General features: G+C 55.4%; 11 protein-coding genes. 6 read left to right on the plus strand and 5 right to left on the minus strand.

The genetic code is table 11. From position 1 onward, the window contains the following. Positions 1-13 precede the first annotated feature (13 nt). Positions 14-988, plus strand: coding sequence for a 2,3-diaminopropionate biosynthesis protein SbnB (locus NST69_RS06030; RefSeq protein ID WP_342548747.1), 975 nt, complete (start codon positions 14-16; stop codon positions 986-988). Between the two features lie 91 nt (positions 989-1,079). Here NST69_RS06030 and NST69_RS06035 read toward each other — a convergent pair whose 3' ends face one another. Together NST69_RS06035 and NST69_RS06040 are read right to left on the minus strand one after the other, a co-directional pair. Further along, positions 1,080-1,286 carry a hypothetical protein gene (locus NST69_RS06035; protein ID WP_342548748.1) on the minus strand — a complete coding sequence of 69 codons (207 nt, stop codon included), beginning with the start codon at positions 1,284-1,286 and terminating at the stop codon, positions 1,080-1,082. Positions 1,287-1,390: 104 nt separating this feature from the next. Continuing rightward, positions 1,391-1,780, minus strand: a complete 390-nt coding sequence (locus NST69_RS06040; RefSeq protein ID WP_342550088.1) for a MerR family transcriptional regulator — start codon at positions 1,778-1,780, stop codon at positions 1,391-1,393. Positions 1,781-1,897: 117 nt separating this feature from the next. Here NST69_RS06040 and NST69_RS06045 point away from each other — a divergent pair, with 117 nt between their 5' ends. Continuing rightward, positions 1,898-2,947 (plus strand): NAD(P)-dependent alcohol dehydrogenase, encoded by a 1,050-nt coding sequence (locus tag NST69_RS06045; protein ID WP_342548749.1) that lies wholly within the window; start codon positions 1,898-1,900, stop codon positions 2,945-2,947. 105 nt (positions 2,948-3,052) lie between these two features. Here NST69_RS06045 and NST69_RS06050 read toward each other — a convergent pair whose 3' ends face one another. Further along, a complete protein-coding gene (locus NST69_RS06050) occupies positions 3,053-4,333 on the minus strand; it encodes a glycoside hydrolase family 27 protein (RefSeq protein WP_342548750.1) in 1,281 nt (426 codons plus the stop codon). Between the two features lie 109 nt (positions 4,334-4,442). After that, positions 4,443-5,324: an AraC family transcriptional regulator gene (locus NST69_RS06055; RefSeq protein ID WP_342548751.1), complete on the minus strand. Its 882-nt coding sequence runs from the start codon at positions 5,322-5,324 to the stop codon at positions 4,443-4,445. Between the two features lie 108 nt (positions 5,325-5,432). On the opposite strand from NST69_RS06055, the gene NST69_RS06060 reads away from it, so the two are divergent. After that, the gene (locus NST69_RS06060; RefSeq protein ID WP_342548752.1) at positions 5,433-6,500 is read left to right on the plus strand and encodes an SGNH/GDSL hydrolase family protein; all 1,068 of its coding nucleotides are present in this window, start codon (positions 5,433-5,435) and stop codon (positions 6,498-6,500) included. Between the two features lie 295 nt (positions 6,501-6,795). On the opposite strand, the gene NST69_RS06065 is transcribed toward NST69_RS06060, so the two are convergent. Then, positions 6,796-8,850: an ATP-dependent DNA helicase gene (locus tag NST69_RS06065; RefSeq protein ID WP_342548753.1), complete on the minus strand. Its 2,055-nt coding sequence runs from the start codon at positions 8,848-8,850 to the stop codon at positions 6,796-6,798. Positions 8,851-9,097: 247 nt separating this feature from the next. Between NST69_RS06065 and NST69_RS06070 the strand changes: the two genes are divergently transcribed. From NST69_RS06070 to NST69_RS06080, 3 genes are all read left to right on the plus strand, one after another. Further along, the gene (locus NST69_RS06070; protein ID WP_342548755.1) at positions 9,098-10,387 is read left to right on the plus strand and encodes a DUF1963 domain-containing protein; all 1,290 of its coding nucleotides are present in this window, start codon (positions 9,098-9,100) and stop codon (positions 10,385-10,387) included. 87 nt (positions 10,388-10,474) lie between these two features. Beyond that, positions 10,475-11,704 carry an ATP-binding protein gene (locus NST69_RS06075; RefSeq protein ID WP_339254611.1) on the plus strand — a complete coding sequence of 410 codons (1,230 nt, stop codon included), beginning with the start codon at positions 10,475-10,477 and terminating at the stop codon, positions 11,702-11,704. Between the two features lie 4 nt (positions 11,705-11,708). Then, entirely contained in the window at positions 11,709-17,417 is a 5,709-nt protein-coding gene (locus NST69_RS06080; RefSeq protein ID WP_342548756.1) for a HAMP domain-containing protein, read from the plus strand. The last annotated feature ends 90 nt before the right edge of the window (positions 17,418-17,507 follow it).

Below are 17,507 nucleotides of genomic sequence, written 5' to 3' on the forward strand. Positions count from 1 at the left end.
GGAGGCCTTGAGCATGTTATATCTGAATACCACAAACCTGGAGCAGATGAATCTTCCCTGGGCACTATGCATGGATACGATACGGAGTGCTGTCCAAGTGATGGCAGCGCATGAATTCTCCCAGCCGATTAAACCCTATCTGCTCTTTGATAAAGATCCAAGCAGCCGGATTATTGCTATGCCCGCTTATGTGGGCGGAGAGATCGGGATGGCAGGTATCAAGTGGATCGCCAGTTTTCCCGGTAACCATGGCAGGCAGCTTCCCCGTGCCCACTCGGTGACGATACTGAATGATTCCGGCAGCGGGAAGCCGGTGGCTATCATCAACAGTCCGCTTATCTCCGGGATTCGCACAGCTTCAGTCAGTGGGCTGATGATCCAGGAATACGAGAAGGTACACCCTTTTGCCGGTAAAATAATTGCCGGTATTGTCGGGTTCGGACCGATCGGTCAGCTCCATCTGTCGATGCTGAATCAGCTGCTCGGGGACCGGCTGGAGGAGGTTCGGATTTTTGATCAGAATCCGGGTGCTCTGAATCATATCCCGGAAGAGCTTGGGACAAGGGTGCGGCCTGTGGATTCCTGGAAGGAAGCCTACGAAGGGGCTGATCTGTTCATCACCTGTACAATTTCCAGCTCCGGTTATATTGACCGCAAGCCCAAAGAACAGAGTCTGCTGCTGAACGTGTCTCTGCGCGATTTCACCCCGGCGATCTTAAGCTACACCTCGGCCATTATTGTCGATGACTGGGATGAAGTGTGCCGTGCGAATACGGATATTGAACATATGCATCATCAAAGAGGGCTGCGGAAGGAAGACACGGCGTCCATCGTCGAGGTGGTCTGCGGCAACGCGCTGGCCAAATTCCCGAAGGAGGAAGCGGTCATGTTCAATCCGATGGGCATGGCTGCCTTTGATATTGCCATTGGATCACTATATTATCGTGAAGCGCTGAATCGCGGATATGGTAAGGAGTTGGAGGAGTAGGAGCAGGGGGCAAAATCAGCATACAAAATAAACGGGCCGGATAAGAGATATCCTCTTGTCCGGCCCGGCTGTGTACTACCTCATCACAAGGCTATGGATTCTTGCGGTGCTTCTTCTCTTCCGGATCTGGTGAAAGGCCAGGAGCTGACACCTCGGGGTCATTCCCCAGCACGGCGCCTACGACCTCATCCAGCTTATCTGTTTCCGATTGACCGTCCGCCGGACTGGGTTCGCCCTCCGGAATCGGGTGGACGCCTGCGGTGCGTCCGTCGAGCGGTGCTTTTTTATCATCCTTCATCTGTCAGTCTCCCTTCTAAGTGCAGGTTCTGTCTTAGGATGTGTCTGCGATAACCGTTCTATGTAACGATAACCGCAGCGGAGGCTGATGAACCATACGGCTGGTTAGGAATGCTGGACCATTTCCGTACTCTTTTCCAGGGCGGTCTTATAGTAGTGGCATTTATGGTCTATGACTTCCATCGTTTTTCTTAATTCCTCCATCTGCGCTTCTACGGAAGCCTTCCGCTCCAGGAACATGTCGTATCGGCGCTGCAGGGTGGAATCTCCTTCGGAGCACCATTCAATGAAATGCTTAATCTCTTTGATGGGCATCCCGGAGGCCTTCAGGCATTCAATGATCCGCAGGGCCTCCATATCGGAGGGCTTGAATACGCGTTTGCCGCTGGGAGTTCTTTCTATAGAAGGGAGCAGGCCCTCTTTGTCATAATAACGCAGGGTATGCGGGGTCATGTTGAAATGCGCTGCCGCTTCGCTTATGGAATAGGTCTTCATCATCGTTCTCCTGTCCTGGATATTTCGGGCTTGACTTAGAGTTAACTTTAAGGAATATCATAGGCTTTGTAAAGCTTAAAGAATGATGTCTACTATTCTATTGAAAAGAGGTTCACTATGATACAAGTTAACGCACGCGCTGCATTCAGCCAGGAAGGCCCGTTCAAGCTGACTACGATCGAACGCCGCGAGCTGCTGCCGCAGGATATTCTGATCGAGATTAAATACGCCGGTATTTGCCATTCCGATATTCATACCGTCCGCGGGGAGTGGGGACCGGTGAAATATCCGCTGGTTCCGGGGCATGAAATTGCAGGTATTGTCAGCCAGATCGGTTCTGGAGTGACGAAATATGCAGTTGGCGACCGTGTCGGGGTAGGCTGTATGGTCGATTCCTGCGGAGAGTGCAGCAGCTGCCGGCAAGGCGAGGAGCAATATTGCCTGGAGGGGAACACGGGAACCTATGGAGCGACTGACCGCCACGGGCACTATACGCAAGGCGGATATTCCACGCATATCGTTGTCACTGAAGACTTCGTGGTGCGGATTCCCGACAGCCTTCCGCTTGACGCTGCTGCACCGCTGTTGTGTGCCGGAATCACTACTTACTCACCACTGCGCCACTGGGGAGCTGCTCCCGGCAAAAAGGTGGCTGTAGTGGGTCTCGGCGGGCTGGGGCATATGGCAGTAAAAATTGCTCATGCCATGGGGGCTGAGGTTACGGTGTTGTCCCAATCCCTGAAGAAGAAGGAAGACGGCCTGCAATTGGGCGCAGATCATTATTATGCCACCACTGATCCGGAGACATTTAAGCAGCTGGCCGGTTCCTTCGACCTGATCATTAATACGGTCAGTGCGCAGGTGAATATCAATGCTTTCCTGTCACTCCTGGCGCTGGACGGGACGTTGGTGAATGTCGGTGCGCCTGCTGATCCTTTGGCTGTTAATGCCTTCTCGCTGATCGGACACCGCCGTTCCTTTGCCGGTTCGATGATCGGGGGAATCCGCGAGACACAGGAGATGCTTGATTTCTGCGCTGAACATCAGATTGCTTCCGAGATCGAAGTGATTTCGGCTGACCAGATTGACGAAGCCTGGGAGCGTGTGCTGGCCTCGGATGTGCGTTACCGGTTTGTGATTGATATCAGCACGATGGGGAAGGCCTAAGTATTTAGAGGAGCAAGAGTCTTAATCTATATTGTTTGAAAAACAGCCTGCAGGAATGGAACTACTCCATTCCCGCAGGCTGTTGGTATTTCTGCCTAGCTTCTCCTACGAGAAGCTATATAATCGCACCCCGTGCGGAGGCACGGTGGTCTGCAGCACGCCCCCGCTAAGCTCCGCAAGCGTCTGGCTCCACAGCTCCGTACCTGCGGCCACGCCGCCGAGGCCGATCTCTTCGAGGCTTAGGTCAACCGGCAGCGGACTGTTGCTGGTGTTGAAGACGGCCGCATACCGGGTGCCATCGTCATGAGCAGCAGTCCAGACGATCAGCTCTTCGCGGTACAGGGCTTCCCTGGCGCCATGGCTCTCGCGCTGCATGCGCAGCACTTCGCGGTTGGTGAGCAGCGACAGGGTCCAGTCGTCATTGTCCCGCAGCTCGCCGCCGAAGATCAGCGGCGAACGGAAAATACTCCAGAGCGACATCATCGTCAGCTGCTCGTCCCGGGTGAAGCGGGTCCAGCGGTCATCTCCGCCGCCATCGACGGAGCGGACGCCGATGTGGCCGAGCGGCAGCATGTCGCAATCCGGCCAGGAGCCGGCCTGCGGGATGCTCTGCCAGCTGCGGCAGCGGCTGAACATGTCCAGCAGCAGCTCCCAGCGGTCCCAGAAGTCATCCGTGATGCGCCACATGTTGGCATGTTCGATGAAATGTGGTGCGTATTCTACCGGAGCAGGGCCGGGTGAGAGGCTTAGCACCATTGGACGGCCGCAGTTCTCGATCGCCCGGGAGATCAGGTCAATCTCCGGCTGATGGGTATCGTACAGTCTGGAAGCGGCGATATCGTCCACCTTGACCAGATCGACACCCCACTGTGCGTACAGTTCAAAGAGTGAATTGTAGTAGGCCTGAGCACCTTCCTTAGATGCATCGACACCATACATATCTGTATTCCATGGACAGATGGAGTTCGTGTGCGCGATCTCGCGGGCAGTTGCCTCCGTCCCCAGAATCGCGGTGCCTGCATGGGCGGCCTGACGCGGAATGCCGCGCATAATATGAATACCGAACTTCAGTCCCAGGCTGTGGACATAGTCAGCCAGCGGCTTGAAGCCCTGCCCGCCCGCTGCCGAAGGGAAGCGGTTCTCGGCTGGCATCAGCCGGGAGTATTCATCCATGATTAGAGGGACGAAGGGGCGGTACAGGGAGGACACGGCACCAGGCTCATACCACTGGATATCAACGGTGATATAGCTCCAGCCGTAGTCTTTGAGATGCTCGGCCATATACTCCGCATTGCCGCGGATTTCCGCTTCGGTTACGGCTGCGCCGTAGCAGTCCCAGCTATTCCAGCCCAGTGGGGGGACAGGTGCTGCAAGCTTATGATTCATTGTGTAATCTCCTTATCAGATGGATTATTGCTCCTCATAAGTCCATCATAATCAAGGAGAAACCCAATATCTATAGTAATGTTGCAAGTGGAATAGCACTATATTGCGCTTAATCGAAAAAGAGCTGGCGGTAGATCAGGCTCTCGCCCCCGCTGCGGAAATCGCCTGGTGTCAGTCCGGTCAGGCTGCGGAAGGCCTTGATAAAGTAGCTTCCGCTGGAATAGCCGATCTGCTGTGCAATAGCTTCAATGCTTAAGCTCGTCCCCCGGAGCAGCTCCATCGCCTTCTCCGTTCGGACACGGGTCAGATAAGCGCCGGGTGTCAGGCCGGTGCTGGCCGAGAAACGGCGGATGAGATGATATTTGGACAGGGAGACATGCTCTGACAATTGGTCGATGCTGATCATCTGCGGGTAATGCTGCTCGATGAATGCAGCGGCGCGCTTAATATTCTCTGACCATTTGTCCCTGTCGCGCAGCGTAGCTGTCTGCATTCGGGTCAATTCGGTCATGAATTGATAGACGCTGGATGAGGCGATCAGCGGATCGGAGATTCTGCCCGCTCCGGCATCCATTACAATCATCCGCGTCAGCCGGACAGGGGCACAATCTGCGGGCAGCCGGGGCACCTCGCCCGCTTCGCGCAGGAATCTGCGCCAGTGGGGCAGGATCAGGCTTGGGCGCAGCAGGAGGAACAGGAACTCCCAGGGCTCTGCCGCATCCGGCGGATAGTAATACCGGTGAGGTCCCGGGATTTCCGCCAGCAGAGCCTGTCCGGCCCGGACCCGGTAGGTCCGGTTCTCTGACTCGAACACGCCCTCACCGGAGAGCGTGTACTGGAACAGCAGCAGCGGGCCGTCGCTGCGCTCCATCCCGTCCCAGCGGTATGCGGGATCGGAGACGGAATCATAACCGGCTGCGAACAATACGCACAGCTGCAGCTCCTTATCTTCGGCAAAGCGAAAGCCATAGGTCCCTCTGGGGATGTCCATTGAGATCCTCCTTTTCTCAACAATTACTTAATATCTTAACATATCATTGAAAATATAAAGCGCCTTTGCTACTGTTACGAATAGAAACGAGAGAAGGAAGGTTATGGAATGTCCCAGATGCAAACGTACCAGCCGGCAGCTAATCATGTCAGACTCATCGGACGGACCCACTGGATGGGAGAGGTGCTGTGGCTGGCTCTTTCCGGGAGCGGGGTGGAATTCTCATTCTACGGCCGGGCGGCCCGGATCACTCTGCAAGGCGATGATATCGCTGCAACCGGCAACAATCTGGCCCGGATTGGAATCAGTGTTAACGGCCAGCAGGTGATAGACGATCAGGTGGATCAGCTACGCAAAACGTATACAGTGTTCGAAAGCGACACCGCGCAAGAGGTTACTGTAAGAATAACGAAGCTGTCTGAAGCAGCCATGTCAACGGTTGGCATTGCGGAGATCGCGGTGCAGGCTGAGGAAGGGATTAAGCCGACTCCATCTCCGCAGCATACGATCGAATTCATCGGCGATTCCATTACCTGCGGGTATGGTGTGGATGATGAAGAAGCGCTGCATACCTTTTCTACGGCTACAGAAAATGTAACGAAGGCTTATGCCTACTTGAGCGCAGAGCAGCTTGGTGCGGATTACAGTATGGTGTGTTACAGCGGATACGGCATTATTACCGGCTATACAGAAAATGATCAGAAGCTCACCACGCATCTTCTGCCCGATTACTACGAGAAGGTAGGCAAGTCTGAAGGGAGGTTCGGCGGCAGTCTGCTGCCTCAGGAGATAGCTTGGGATTTCAGCAGATTCACGCCGGAGCTGATCGTTATTAATCTGGGGACCAACGACGATTCGTACACGAAGGATGACCCTGCCAAGCAGGCGGATTATGCAGAGAACTATGTCGCTTTTCTACACATGGTCAGACGGAATAATCCCGATTCGACCATTTTGTGTACGCTCGGGATCATGGGGGACAGGCTGTATCCTATCCTGGAGCAGGCGGTGGACCGCTATGCCCGGGAAACCGGCGACAGCAGAATCTCGGTGATGAAATTCGAGGTGCAGCTAGAGGCGGACGGGCACGCTGTCGATTATCATCCTTCGCAGGTGACCCACCGCAAAGCGGCGGATAGACTGGCGTCAGAGATCAGGAAGCTGATGAAGTGGTGATCTGAGCGGATTAAGGCTGGCGAGTTGGGGAAGCGGGCTGGCTGGTGAAGAAATGGAGCGGGTAGTCCAGTGGTGATTGCACTATGTGCAATAGAAATTCATAAAACACCTCTAAAAATAGTCCCTATTGTATTTAGTACAGTAGAATATTGGAGAGAGGCCCAATATGGGCAAAATCTCTAAATTCTGCTGTACATAATACAGTAGAAAGGCTAGAAGGGTAGTTTTATAGCTCGATCTAATGTACAAAGTACAATAGGCACATACTTCTCAGCACTCCAACTACCGTCCCTCATCACCGATGAATTCCCTTCTCACGCACAAACCTCTCCAGCACCCCGAACTCCTCCGTCACCTTGGTGAACGGCAGGGCTGCAAGGACCTGCTCCCGGTACGGGTTACGGGCTCCAGCCGTCAGGCGGGAATCCAGGATGCTGAGTACACCGAGGTCTGTCTCGCTGCGGATCAGGCGCCCGGTGCCTTGTCGCAGGCGGAGCAGCATGTCCGGCACGTAGACCTCCATGAGCGAATTCTTCGCCTGCGCAGCCTTGTATTCGTAGACAGGATCAGCCGGAACCGGGAACGGCAGCCGGAAGACGATCAGATGCGATAGATCTGCACCCTCGATATTCACGCCTTCCCAGAACACGCCGGTACTCAGCAGCACGCCTTTGCTCGCCCGGAACTCAGCGATCACCCCGTCCTGCGACGAGCCTTCCCGCTGCATATGCAGCGCCCATTTCAGCTTCTCCGCACTCAGCTTCTTGTGAATGTACTTCATATCCTCTTTGGCCGAAAAAAGCACCAGCGTCCGCCCGTCCGTTACATTGCACAGCCGCAGCAGCTCCTTATACGCCGCTTCCAGATAAGCTTCCCGGTTGTTGTGGTTATAGTAAGGAACGTCTTTGGCAATATACATCATCGTATGGTTGTCGTAATCGAACGGTGAAGCCTGACGCTCCATATACTCCCCTCTGTAGCCCAGCGAACGCGAGAGATAAGCGTATTGTTCCTCCAGCGTACCGCCGGACTGGCTGAGGGTTGCGGAGGTCAGGATGACAGAGGTCTTGCCGCTAAACAGACTGTATTTCAGGAATTGGCTGATCCCCTTGGGGCAGATGCTGACGGTAGCTTCTCCCCGGGGCTCACTGGCCCAGAGCAGATAGTTGTCCTCCGTCCCGGCCAGCACCTGGAAGAGGTCAATCATTCCGTTAACCGCTTCGAAGGTATTATCAATCTCCCGCTCATGCCGGGAGGTCAGGACCGAGAGACTGAGGCGGAACTCCTGCAAAATCTGCACAGCCTGCTGCAGCGGGACTCCGGTAATCGCCGATACTTTAATCCGGTCAGTGTCCTGCTTGGCCGTGTGCAGCAGGTCTGCTTCTATCTGTCTGAATAACTCTTTGGCACAGCGACGGACGAATTGGCAGGACTTCATCAGGCTGCGGTCCGCCGACTGCTTGAACAGAAGCTGCAAGGCATCCTCCAGCACCCGGGAGATCTGCCGGAAGGTGAATTCAAGCGTCTGGGCATCCCGGACCTTGGCCTCAAGATTATGCGCTTCATCTATAATGATCAGCGCAGGCCGCTCTGTGATCAGGCCCTTGGTCCCTTCCTTTTTCTTGATCAGGTCTCGGATCAGCAGGTCCTGGTTCACGATGATGATATCCATCTCGCCCGGGCCGGCGTTGATTTTAGCCCGCATGTCGTAGAAGGCGCAGGTATGCTTGTAGTGACAGTGCTCGAACTTACAATCTGTCACACACACGTTAGACCATAAGGCATCACTGACTCCGCCCTTCAGATCTGCCCGCTCGTTGATTTCTGCATTCAGGATACGTTCTGCCATCACCGTGAGCGGGGAGCCGGACTCCCCGGACGGGAACAGGTCCGCTGCCCGGTACCGGCAGGCATATTGCCCCATGCCCTTGCCGACTACAGAGCGGACCATGGAGAAGCCGAGCCGGCTGCCGATGAACCGCAGATCCTTATGGATCTGTTCGGAGAGCTGGATGGACGAGGTGGCGATAATGACCGGCTGCCGGGAGAGCTGGTTGATGAGCAGGCCGGGAATCAGGTAGGCGAAGGATTTGCCGATACCGACTCCGGCTTCAATCATGGCATTTCGGCCATGGACATAAGCGTCGGCAATATCCAGCGACATATCCTGCTGGCCGAGCCGTTCGGTGAGACCGAGCCGTTTGAACCGGTCGTACATGCGGAAGATGGCATTGACCAGGGCAGGCTCGGCGTTTTTGGCCGGCTCCTGCTTCTGTAATTTGTAGAGATCATTTAACCAGTTGATAACGACCGCCCCTTTTCCTGAAATATAAGGTTTTATAGGTTTCACATTATAAATGTTCCTTCTATTTCTCGCTGAAACAGTGCCATCCCTAAAAGGACAGCAAAGCTGTTTCCACTTGTCAATGTTAGTCTTGTCCTGCATGATATACGGCAGAGGTTGTTATTATCTTAGATGGCGGGCGAACAGTCAAGGGCCAGGACGGAATCCGTCTGCTGGCATCCCGGAAGTCCGCTATCTTATAATGTTAATAAAATCATAGCCTGCGTACTGATCATGAAGGGAGAGAGAGGATATGAGCGAACGTCTGCCTTGTCAGACCCCGGGCTGCACGGGAAGCATTCTTCCTGCAACCGCACTGAAGACCGGGGGGATCTGTATGCCCTGCTACCAGCAGAAGAAAGCGATGGAGAAACAGGCTTATATTGAACAGAACCGCAAAGAGGTGAACAGGTACGCCGGTATCCATGATCCGGTTGACATTCTCACCCTTATGCACAGCCCGCGGAAGCCTGATCCGCTGATCAAGGAAGTCCCTTACCCCCGGACCGCACAGGAGCTGTATCACGGACTGACGGAGGAAGAGAGAGGGCGGATGGAGAGCTACGCCGTTCATTTATTGGAAGTAGAGGATATAGACCAGGCGGAGACGGTGCTGGTGTCACTCCTCTGCTTCACGGATACACGGCTTGGGCCGGGTCTGGAAATGCTCCTCCACACAGGGAATTATGCGCCCGCGATCCTCTTCAAGGATGCTGACACGCAGGTCAGGGACCGGCTCATGGCTCAGGTGGAGTCCGATCCGGTTAACCGTAATCTGCTGCTGCTGGCGCTAGCCTGGATTGGCGATGAAGAGGTGGTCAGGCTGTTCGCGGCATGGCGGCAGTCCCCGCCGGAGTGGGCGTCAGCGTTATATATAGCTCCCGAGATGTATGCCCGTGAAGCGGGCTGGGAGCTGGATGCCGCAGGCGGCAAAAGGCAGCTGTATCATCCTGAATGTTACCCCTTCCTGGTAAGCAGGGAAGACACTCTGGAAGCGCCCGGTGCTCCGGCGGCTGTTCAAATGCTCCAGGCAGGAACGCACGCCTGTCCTTGGTGCGGAGGTGCGCTAACCGTTTTATTTGATTACGATTTGCAGCATCCGCAGGTTAGGTTCATGGAGCTTCCCGGCAAGCGACTAAGAATTGCAGCCTGTATGCACTGCAACTGTTATGGCACTGTATATATGAAGGCTGATCTGGAGGGCGGGTATGCATGGAGTGAATATAATGTTGTTCCTGGATATCTGCCTGACAATACTGGAGGAGCATTGGCGTTCAACACGTGGCATGTAATGCAGCTGTCGGAACAGCCGGCAGGTACTTATGAGAGTGCATACTGGGTTCTGGAGGCACCGGCCTCGCAGATCGGAGGTCATCCGGCCTGGATTCAGGATGCGGACTATCCGGCTTGTCCCTGCTGTGCACAGACGATGACTTTTGCGGCGCAGGCGGATATGGGCCAGGTGGCGGAGGAAGAGGGAATTTATTATGCTTTTCTGTGCCGGGAGTGCCTGATTACAGCGGTGAATTACCAGCAGACCTGAGTTTCGTTATTTGAAATTTTGGGTATATAAGCTATATTTTCGAAATATAAACGTAAGCAAGCCACAACCTGGAAAGCGAGGGTTCTCATGGATTTTCCAGTCAATATCCTGCTTGTAGACGATCATCCCGAGAACCTGCTTGCCCTTGAGGCCGTTCTCCGCGGAGAGCCTTACCGGTTGTTTCGGGCCTATTCCGGGATTGAAGCTTTACGTTGTCTGCTGGAGGAGGAATTCGCCGTCATTGTGATGGATGTGCAAATGCCGGATATGGACGGGCTGGAGACGGCGCGCCTTATCCGTACCCGGGAGAAGAATCATGTGGTGCCGATTATTTTCATGTCCGCTAACAGTACGACGATGGAGGATATCTTCGCAGGTTACTCTGTGGGTGCGATGGATTACATGACGAAGCCCTTCGTCCCGCAGCTGTTCAAGTCCAAGATTGAGGGCTATGTCAGCATGTATGAAGCGAATAAGACGCTGCAGCTCCAGAGCGAAATGCTGAAGCAGCAGGCGCGGCAGCTGGAGAAGACGAATCAGGAGCTTCGGGAAGCGAAGGAAGCGGCAGAAGTTGCCTCCAAGGTGAAATCTGAATTCCTGGCGATGATGAGCCATGAAATCCGCACGCCGTTGAACGGGATCATCGGGATGTCTGATCTGCTGCTGGCCTCGGATCTGCCGGAGGAATATTGTGAGATGGCGGGGATTATCCATACAAGCAGTAATGCCCTTCTGTCGGTGATCAATCCCATTCTCGATTATTCCAAGCTGGAATCCGGGAAGCTGGTGGTGGAAGAGGCGCCGTTCTCCCTGCAAGATTGCCTGAGCGAGACGGTTGCCCTGTTCACCGCGAGGACCCGTGAGCGGAAGCTCGATATGGTGGTGGAGATTGATCCTGCTGTGCCGCCTGATCTGGTGGGAGATGTGAACCGCCTCCGCCAGGTGCTGAATAATCTCGTAGGCAATGCCGTGAAGTTCACCCATGCAGGCAGTGTATACATAATGGTTAACAAGCTGGAGGGACTGGCAGAGAAACTTACACTTGAATTCACAATCAGAGACACAGGAATCGGGATTCCCCCGGATAAAATCGGCGAGCTGTTCCAGCCCTTCTCCCAGCTCGATGCCTCTACCACACGCAGGTTCGAAGGCACGGGGCTTGGTTTATCGATCAGCAAAGCTCTGGTGGAGCTGATGGGCGGAAGCATCCGGGTAGAGCCATCGGAGGAGCCCGGGGCTACGTTTGTTTTTACAATTGTCGTTCGTGAGCATCTTGGATTGGAGCAAAAATACGTGCTGAATAAGGGGCAGGGTTGATACTATGAGCGATGACAACCAAATCAAAGAAAACCAGGGCGATGGAATAGACGCCGGTGAACTGCTGAGCGCCTTGATGGCGATGAAGAAGGGCAATTTCTCCCACCGGATGCCTTATGACCGGACGGGGCTCGCTGGTAAGGTAGCCGATACGTTCAACGAGATTATGGAGATTCAGGAGAGCCTGGTGAACGAGGTTCAGACGGTGGCCAGAGTGGTCGGCAAGGAAGGGAACCTGTCCAGACGGTTCGTGCAGAAGAATCTGGGCGGGTCCTGGGAGACAGTGACCGATTCCTTGAACGGCCTGGTGATTGACCTGATTCAGCCGACCAGCGAGATGGTCCGGGTGATTAACGCCGTAGCCAAGGGCGATCTGTCCCAGCAGGTGGAGCTGGCGATTGAAGGACGGCCGCTTACGGGCGAGTTCCAGCGAACGGCAAGCAATATCAATATGATGGTCAATCAGCTCAGCACGTTCGCCTCCGAGGTTACACGTGTAGCGCGTGAGGTCGGTACCGAAGGTATTTTGGGCGGACAGGCTGATGTGAAGGGGGTCTCCGGGACCTGGAAGGATCTGACGGACAGCGTCAATTATATGGCGACGAATCTTACGGATCAGGTGCGCAACATCGCAGCGGTGACAACGGCGGTAGCAAACGGCGATCTGTCGAAGCAGATTACGGTCAATGCGCGCGGCGAAATCATGGAGCTGAAGAATACGATCAACACGATGGTGGATCAGCTCTCCATGTTCGCCTCTGAGGTGACCCGGGTGGCGCGTGAGGTCGGGACTGAAGGCAAGCTTGGCGGACAGGCTGATGTGAAGGATGTCTCCGGCACCTGGCGGGATTTGACCGAGAGCGTCAACTACATGGCGTCCAACCTGACGAACCAGGTGCGGAACATCGCGGTGGTGACCACGGCGGTGGCCAACGGCGATCTGTCGAAGAAGATTACGGCCGATGTACAGGGTGAAATTCTGGAGCTGAAGAACACGATCAATATCATGGTGGATCAGTTATCGACCTTTGCTTCCGAGGTGACCCGGATGGCGCGTGAGGTGGGTACGGAAGGTATTCTTGGCGGGCAGGCTGATGTTAAGGGCGTGTCCGGCACCTGGCGGGATTTGACCGAAAGCGTCAACTATATGGCGTCCAACTTAACGAATCAGGTGCGCAATATCGCGGAAGTGACCACGGCTGTAGCCAAGGGCGACCTGTCGAAGACGATTACCGTCGATGCGAAGGGCGAGATTCTGGAGCTGAAAAGCACCATTAACATCATGGTGGACCAGCTCAGCAATTTCGCCTCCGAGGTGACGCGTGTGGCGCGCGAGGTATCTACAGAAGGAATTCTCGGCGGACAGGCCGATGTGAAGGGAGTCTCAGGAACCTGGAAGGATCTGACCGACAGCGTGAACTTCATGGCTGGTACGCTGACGGATCAGGTGCGCAATATCGCTGAAGTGACGACTGCCGTGGCGAAGGGGGATCTGTCCAAGCAGATTACGGTGAATGCGACCGGCGAGATTCTGGAGCTGAAGAACACCATTAACACCATGGTGGAGCAGCTGTCGATCTTCGCCTCCGAAGTGACGCGCGTGGCGCGTGAGGTCGGCACTGAAGGCATGCTGGGCGGACAGGCGCAGGTGAAGGGCGTAGCCGGAACCTGGCGCGATTTGACCGAGAGCGTGAACTATATGGCGTCCAACCTGACGAATCAGGTGCGCAACATCGCGGTCGTAACGACAGCGGTGGCGAACGGGGACCTGTCCAAGAAAATCACTGCGGATGTGCAAGGCGAAATTCTGGAGCTGAAGAATACGATCAATACGATGGTGGACCAGCTCTCCATGTTCTCCTCCGAGGTGACGCGTGTAGCGCGGGAGGTCGGTACAGACGGCAAGCTCGGCGGCCAGGCGCAGGTAAAGGGAGTCGGCGGCACCTGGAAGGACTTGACCGAAGGCGTAAATAACATGGCCCGCAATCTGACGGACCAGGTGCGTAATATTGCAGATGTGACCACGGCGGTCGCCAAGGGCGACCTGTCCAAGAAGATCACCGTAGACGTCAAGGGCGAGATTCTGGAGCTGAAAAATACGATCAACACGATGGTGGACCAGCTGTCGATCTTCGCCTCCGAGGTGACGCGTGTTGCGCGCGAGGTGGGTACGGACGGCAAGCTGGGCGCGCAGGCCGAGGTGAAGGATGTGTCCGGCACCTGGAAGGATCTGACCGATACCGTCAACTTCATGGCGAGCAACCTGACGATTCAGATGCGCAATATCGCCGGTGTAACCACGGCGGTAGCGAACGGGGATCTGTCCAAGAAGATTACGGTGGATGTCAAAGGCGAATTGCTTGAGCTGAAGAACACGATCAATACGATGGTGGATCAGCTGAATTCGTTCGCCTCTGAGGTAACGCGTGTAGCGAGCGAGGTCGGCACGGACGGGAAGCTGGGCGGACAAGCCCAGGTGCGCGGTGTCGGGGGCATCTGGAAGGATCTGACCGACAACGTGAATATTATGGCTACCAATCTGACCGATCAGGTGCGGGGAATCGCCAAGGTCGTGACGGCAGTGGCGAACGGTAACCTGAAGCAGAAGCTGACGGTGGAGGCCAAGGGCGAGATTGCCGAGCTGACGGATACGATCAATAACATGATCGAGACGCTGGCCACCTTCGCCGATCAGGTCACTACCGTGGCCCGCGAGGTTGGAGCCGAAGGGAAGTTGGGCGGTCAGGCCAGTGTGCCGGGGGCTGCGGGTACCTGGCGTGATCTGACGGACAACGTCAATTACATGGCGAGTACGTTGACCACACAGGTGCGGGCCATCACCAATGTGGCTACCGCTGTGACTAACGGCGATCTGTCACGGGCGATTGATGTGTCCGCCTCCGGGGAGGTTGCCACGCTCAAGGATAACATTAACGAGATGATCCGTAATCTGAAGGAGACGACCCGGATCAACACCGAGCAGGACTGGCTGAAGACCAATCTGGCCAAGTTCTCGCGGATGCTCCAGGGGCAGCGCGATCTGTATGCAGTCAGCCGGATGATCCTGTCCGAGCTGGCTCCGCTGGTATCGATGCAGCATGGCGTCTTCTACATTAATGAACCCTCGGGCGGGGAAGCGGTGCTGAAGCTGTTCGCCAGCTATGCCTATCAGAACCGAAAGCATCTGGCGAATGAATTCCGGGCGGGGCAGGGGCTGGTCGGCCAGTGCCTGATTGAGAAGCAACGGATTCTGCTGACCAATGTTCCGGGCGACTATGTGATGATCTCGTCCGCGCTGGGCGAAGCAACGCCGCTTAATATCATTCTGCTGCCGATCATCTTCGAGGATCAGGTGCTGGCGATTCTGGAGCTGGCGACCTTCCGGCCTTATAGCGATATCGACATCGCCTTCCTGGATCAGCTTACGGAATCCATCGGCAGTGTAATCAACACGATGCAGGCGAACCAGCGTACGGAGGAGCTGCTGATCCAGTCCCAGTCGCTCACCGAGGAGCTGCAGAAGCAGCAGCTGGAGCTGCGGAGCACGAATGACGAGCTGGAGGATAAGGCGAAGCTGCTCGTACTCCAGAAGGCGGAGGTGGAGAGCAAGAACCATGAGGTGGAGGTGGCCAAGCGTTACCTGGAGGAGAAGGCGGAGCAGCTTGCCCTTACCTCCAAGTACAAATCCGAATTCCTGGCTAACATGTCCCATGAGCTGCGCACGCCGCTCAATTCCTTGCTGCTTCTGGCAGAACAGCTGGCCGAGAATCCGGATGAGAATCTGCATGAGCTGCAGGTGAAGTTCGCCAAGACGATTCAGGATTCCGGGCTTGAACTGCTGAACCTGATTAATGATATCCTCGATCTGTCCAAAATCGAATCCGGCACGATCACGCCGGATTTCAGCGAAGTTTCGCTGGCGGAGCTGACGGACGGTCTGGACCGTTCTTTCCGCCATATGGTGGATGCCAAGAAGCTCGACTACCGGATCAAGATTGATCCCGGTGTACCGGCCAGCATCGCTACGGATTCCAAGCGTCTGCTGCAAATCCTAAAGAACCTGCTGTCGAACGCCTTCAAATTCACCGAGCAGGGGCAGATTATGCTGCAGATCCGCAAAGCGGCTGACGGGTGGCACCCGGATAAGGAGTCGCTTGAGCGGGCCACCACCGTAATCTGCTTCTCGGTAAGTGATACGGGAATCGGCATTCCGGCGGAGAAGCAGCAGATTATCTTCGAAGCGTTCCAGCAGGCGGACGGCAGTACGAACCGGGAATACGGCGGAACGGGTCTCGGGCTTGCCATCTCCCGCGAGATCGCCGAGATGCTCGGCGGAGAGATTAGCCTGTACAGCGAAGTGGGCAAGGGAAGCGTATTTAACCTGTACCTGCCGACAGATGCGGAATTCACTGAACCGGAGCCTCCGAAGGCTCATGTTCCGGAGGTCATTGACATTACCCCGGCCAAACGCAGAAGCAGCCTTGTCAAGCCGGAAGAGGAGCCCTTCGCGGATGACCGCGATGGGATTGAACTGGGAGACCGGGTGTTCCTGATCGTTGAGGATGACCAGAAGTTCAACGAGATCATTCTGGGGATGCTCCACAAAAAAGGAATCAAAGCGGTTATCGCCACCAGCGGCTGGGATGTCCTGGAGCTGGTTCAGAAATACCAGCCGTCGGCCATCACGCTGGATCTGCATCTTGGCGGAGATACGGACGGCTGGCTGGTGCTTCAGCAGCTCAAAAACGATATCGGGGTGCGGCATATTCCGGTCTGCGTAATGACCGTGGATGAAGACGAGGTGCAGCTGCTGCAGAAGGGGGCTTACGACTACTTCCGCAAGCCCGTGACCAATGAGGAGCTGGAGAATGCGCTGGACCGGCTGAACCGGTTCGCGGATCACACCACGGTTAATCTGCTGGTCGCCGTCCAGGATGAACAGGAGCGCAAGCATATAGCCGAGCTGCTGGACAATCCTGATCTTACAATCACCGCCGTAGAGACCGGGCGCAAAGCCCTGAACCAGTTGAACAGCAAGACGTTCGATGCGATCGTGCTGGACAGCAGCCTGGCAGACATGAATCTGATCCGCTTCCTCCGGGAGATGTACAAGAACGCCAGGAACAAAAGAATCCCCGTGCTGGTGCAGATGAACCGGAAGCTGACGCCGGAGGAAGAAACCGAATGGGATGAGCTGGCCAAGATGGCGGTGCTCAAAGAGGTGAAATCGGATGCCCAGCTGATTGATGAATCCACCCTCGCCCTGCACCGCAAGGCAGAGGATCTGCCGCCGCTCTCCAGAGACAAGCTGGTGAAGCTGTATCAATCGGATGAGATGATCGAGTATAAAAAGGTGCTTGTCGTGGATGATGATATCCGCAACATCTTTGCGCTTACCTCTATTCTAGAGCGTCATCAGATGAAGGTGATTCCTGCGGAGAACGGCCAGGATGCGATCACGCTGCTGGAGCAGACGCCGGATATCGGAATTGTCCTGATGGACATCATGATGCCGGGAATGGACGGCTACGAGACCACCCGGGCGATCCGGGAGAAGCCGGAGTGGAGGGACCTCCCGATTCTTGCGCTTACTGCCAAGGCGATGAAAGGGGACCGGGAGCTGTGCCTGGAAGCAGGCTGCTCGGATTATATTACCAAGCCGGTGAACAGCGGACAGCTGTTATCGATGATGCGTAGCTGGCTGGACGAATAGAGCAAGACGAATAGGACAGGACCCTAGAATAGGGCCATGGAACAGGAACAGGAGCCCACCCCTTAGCCGCGATGATGCGGTTAGGGCTGG

Source organism: Paenibacillus sp. FSL P2-0089, from assembly GCF_038595095.1.
In the GTDB taxonomy this organism is placed as follows: Bacteria; Bacillota; Bacilli; order Paenibacillales; family Paenibacillaceae; genus Paenibacillus_AQ; species Paenibacillus_AQ silagei.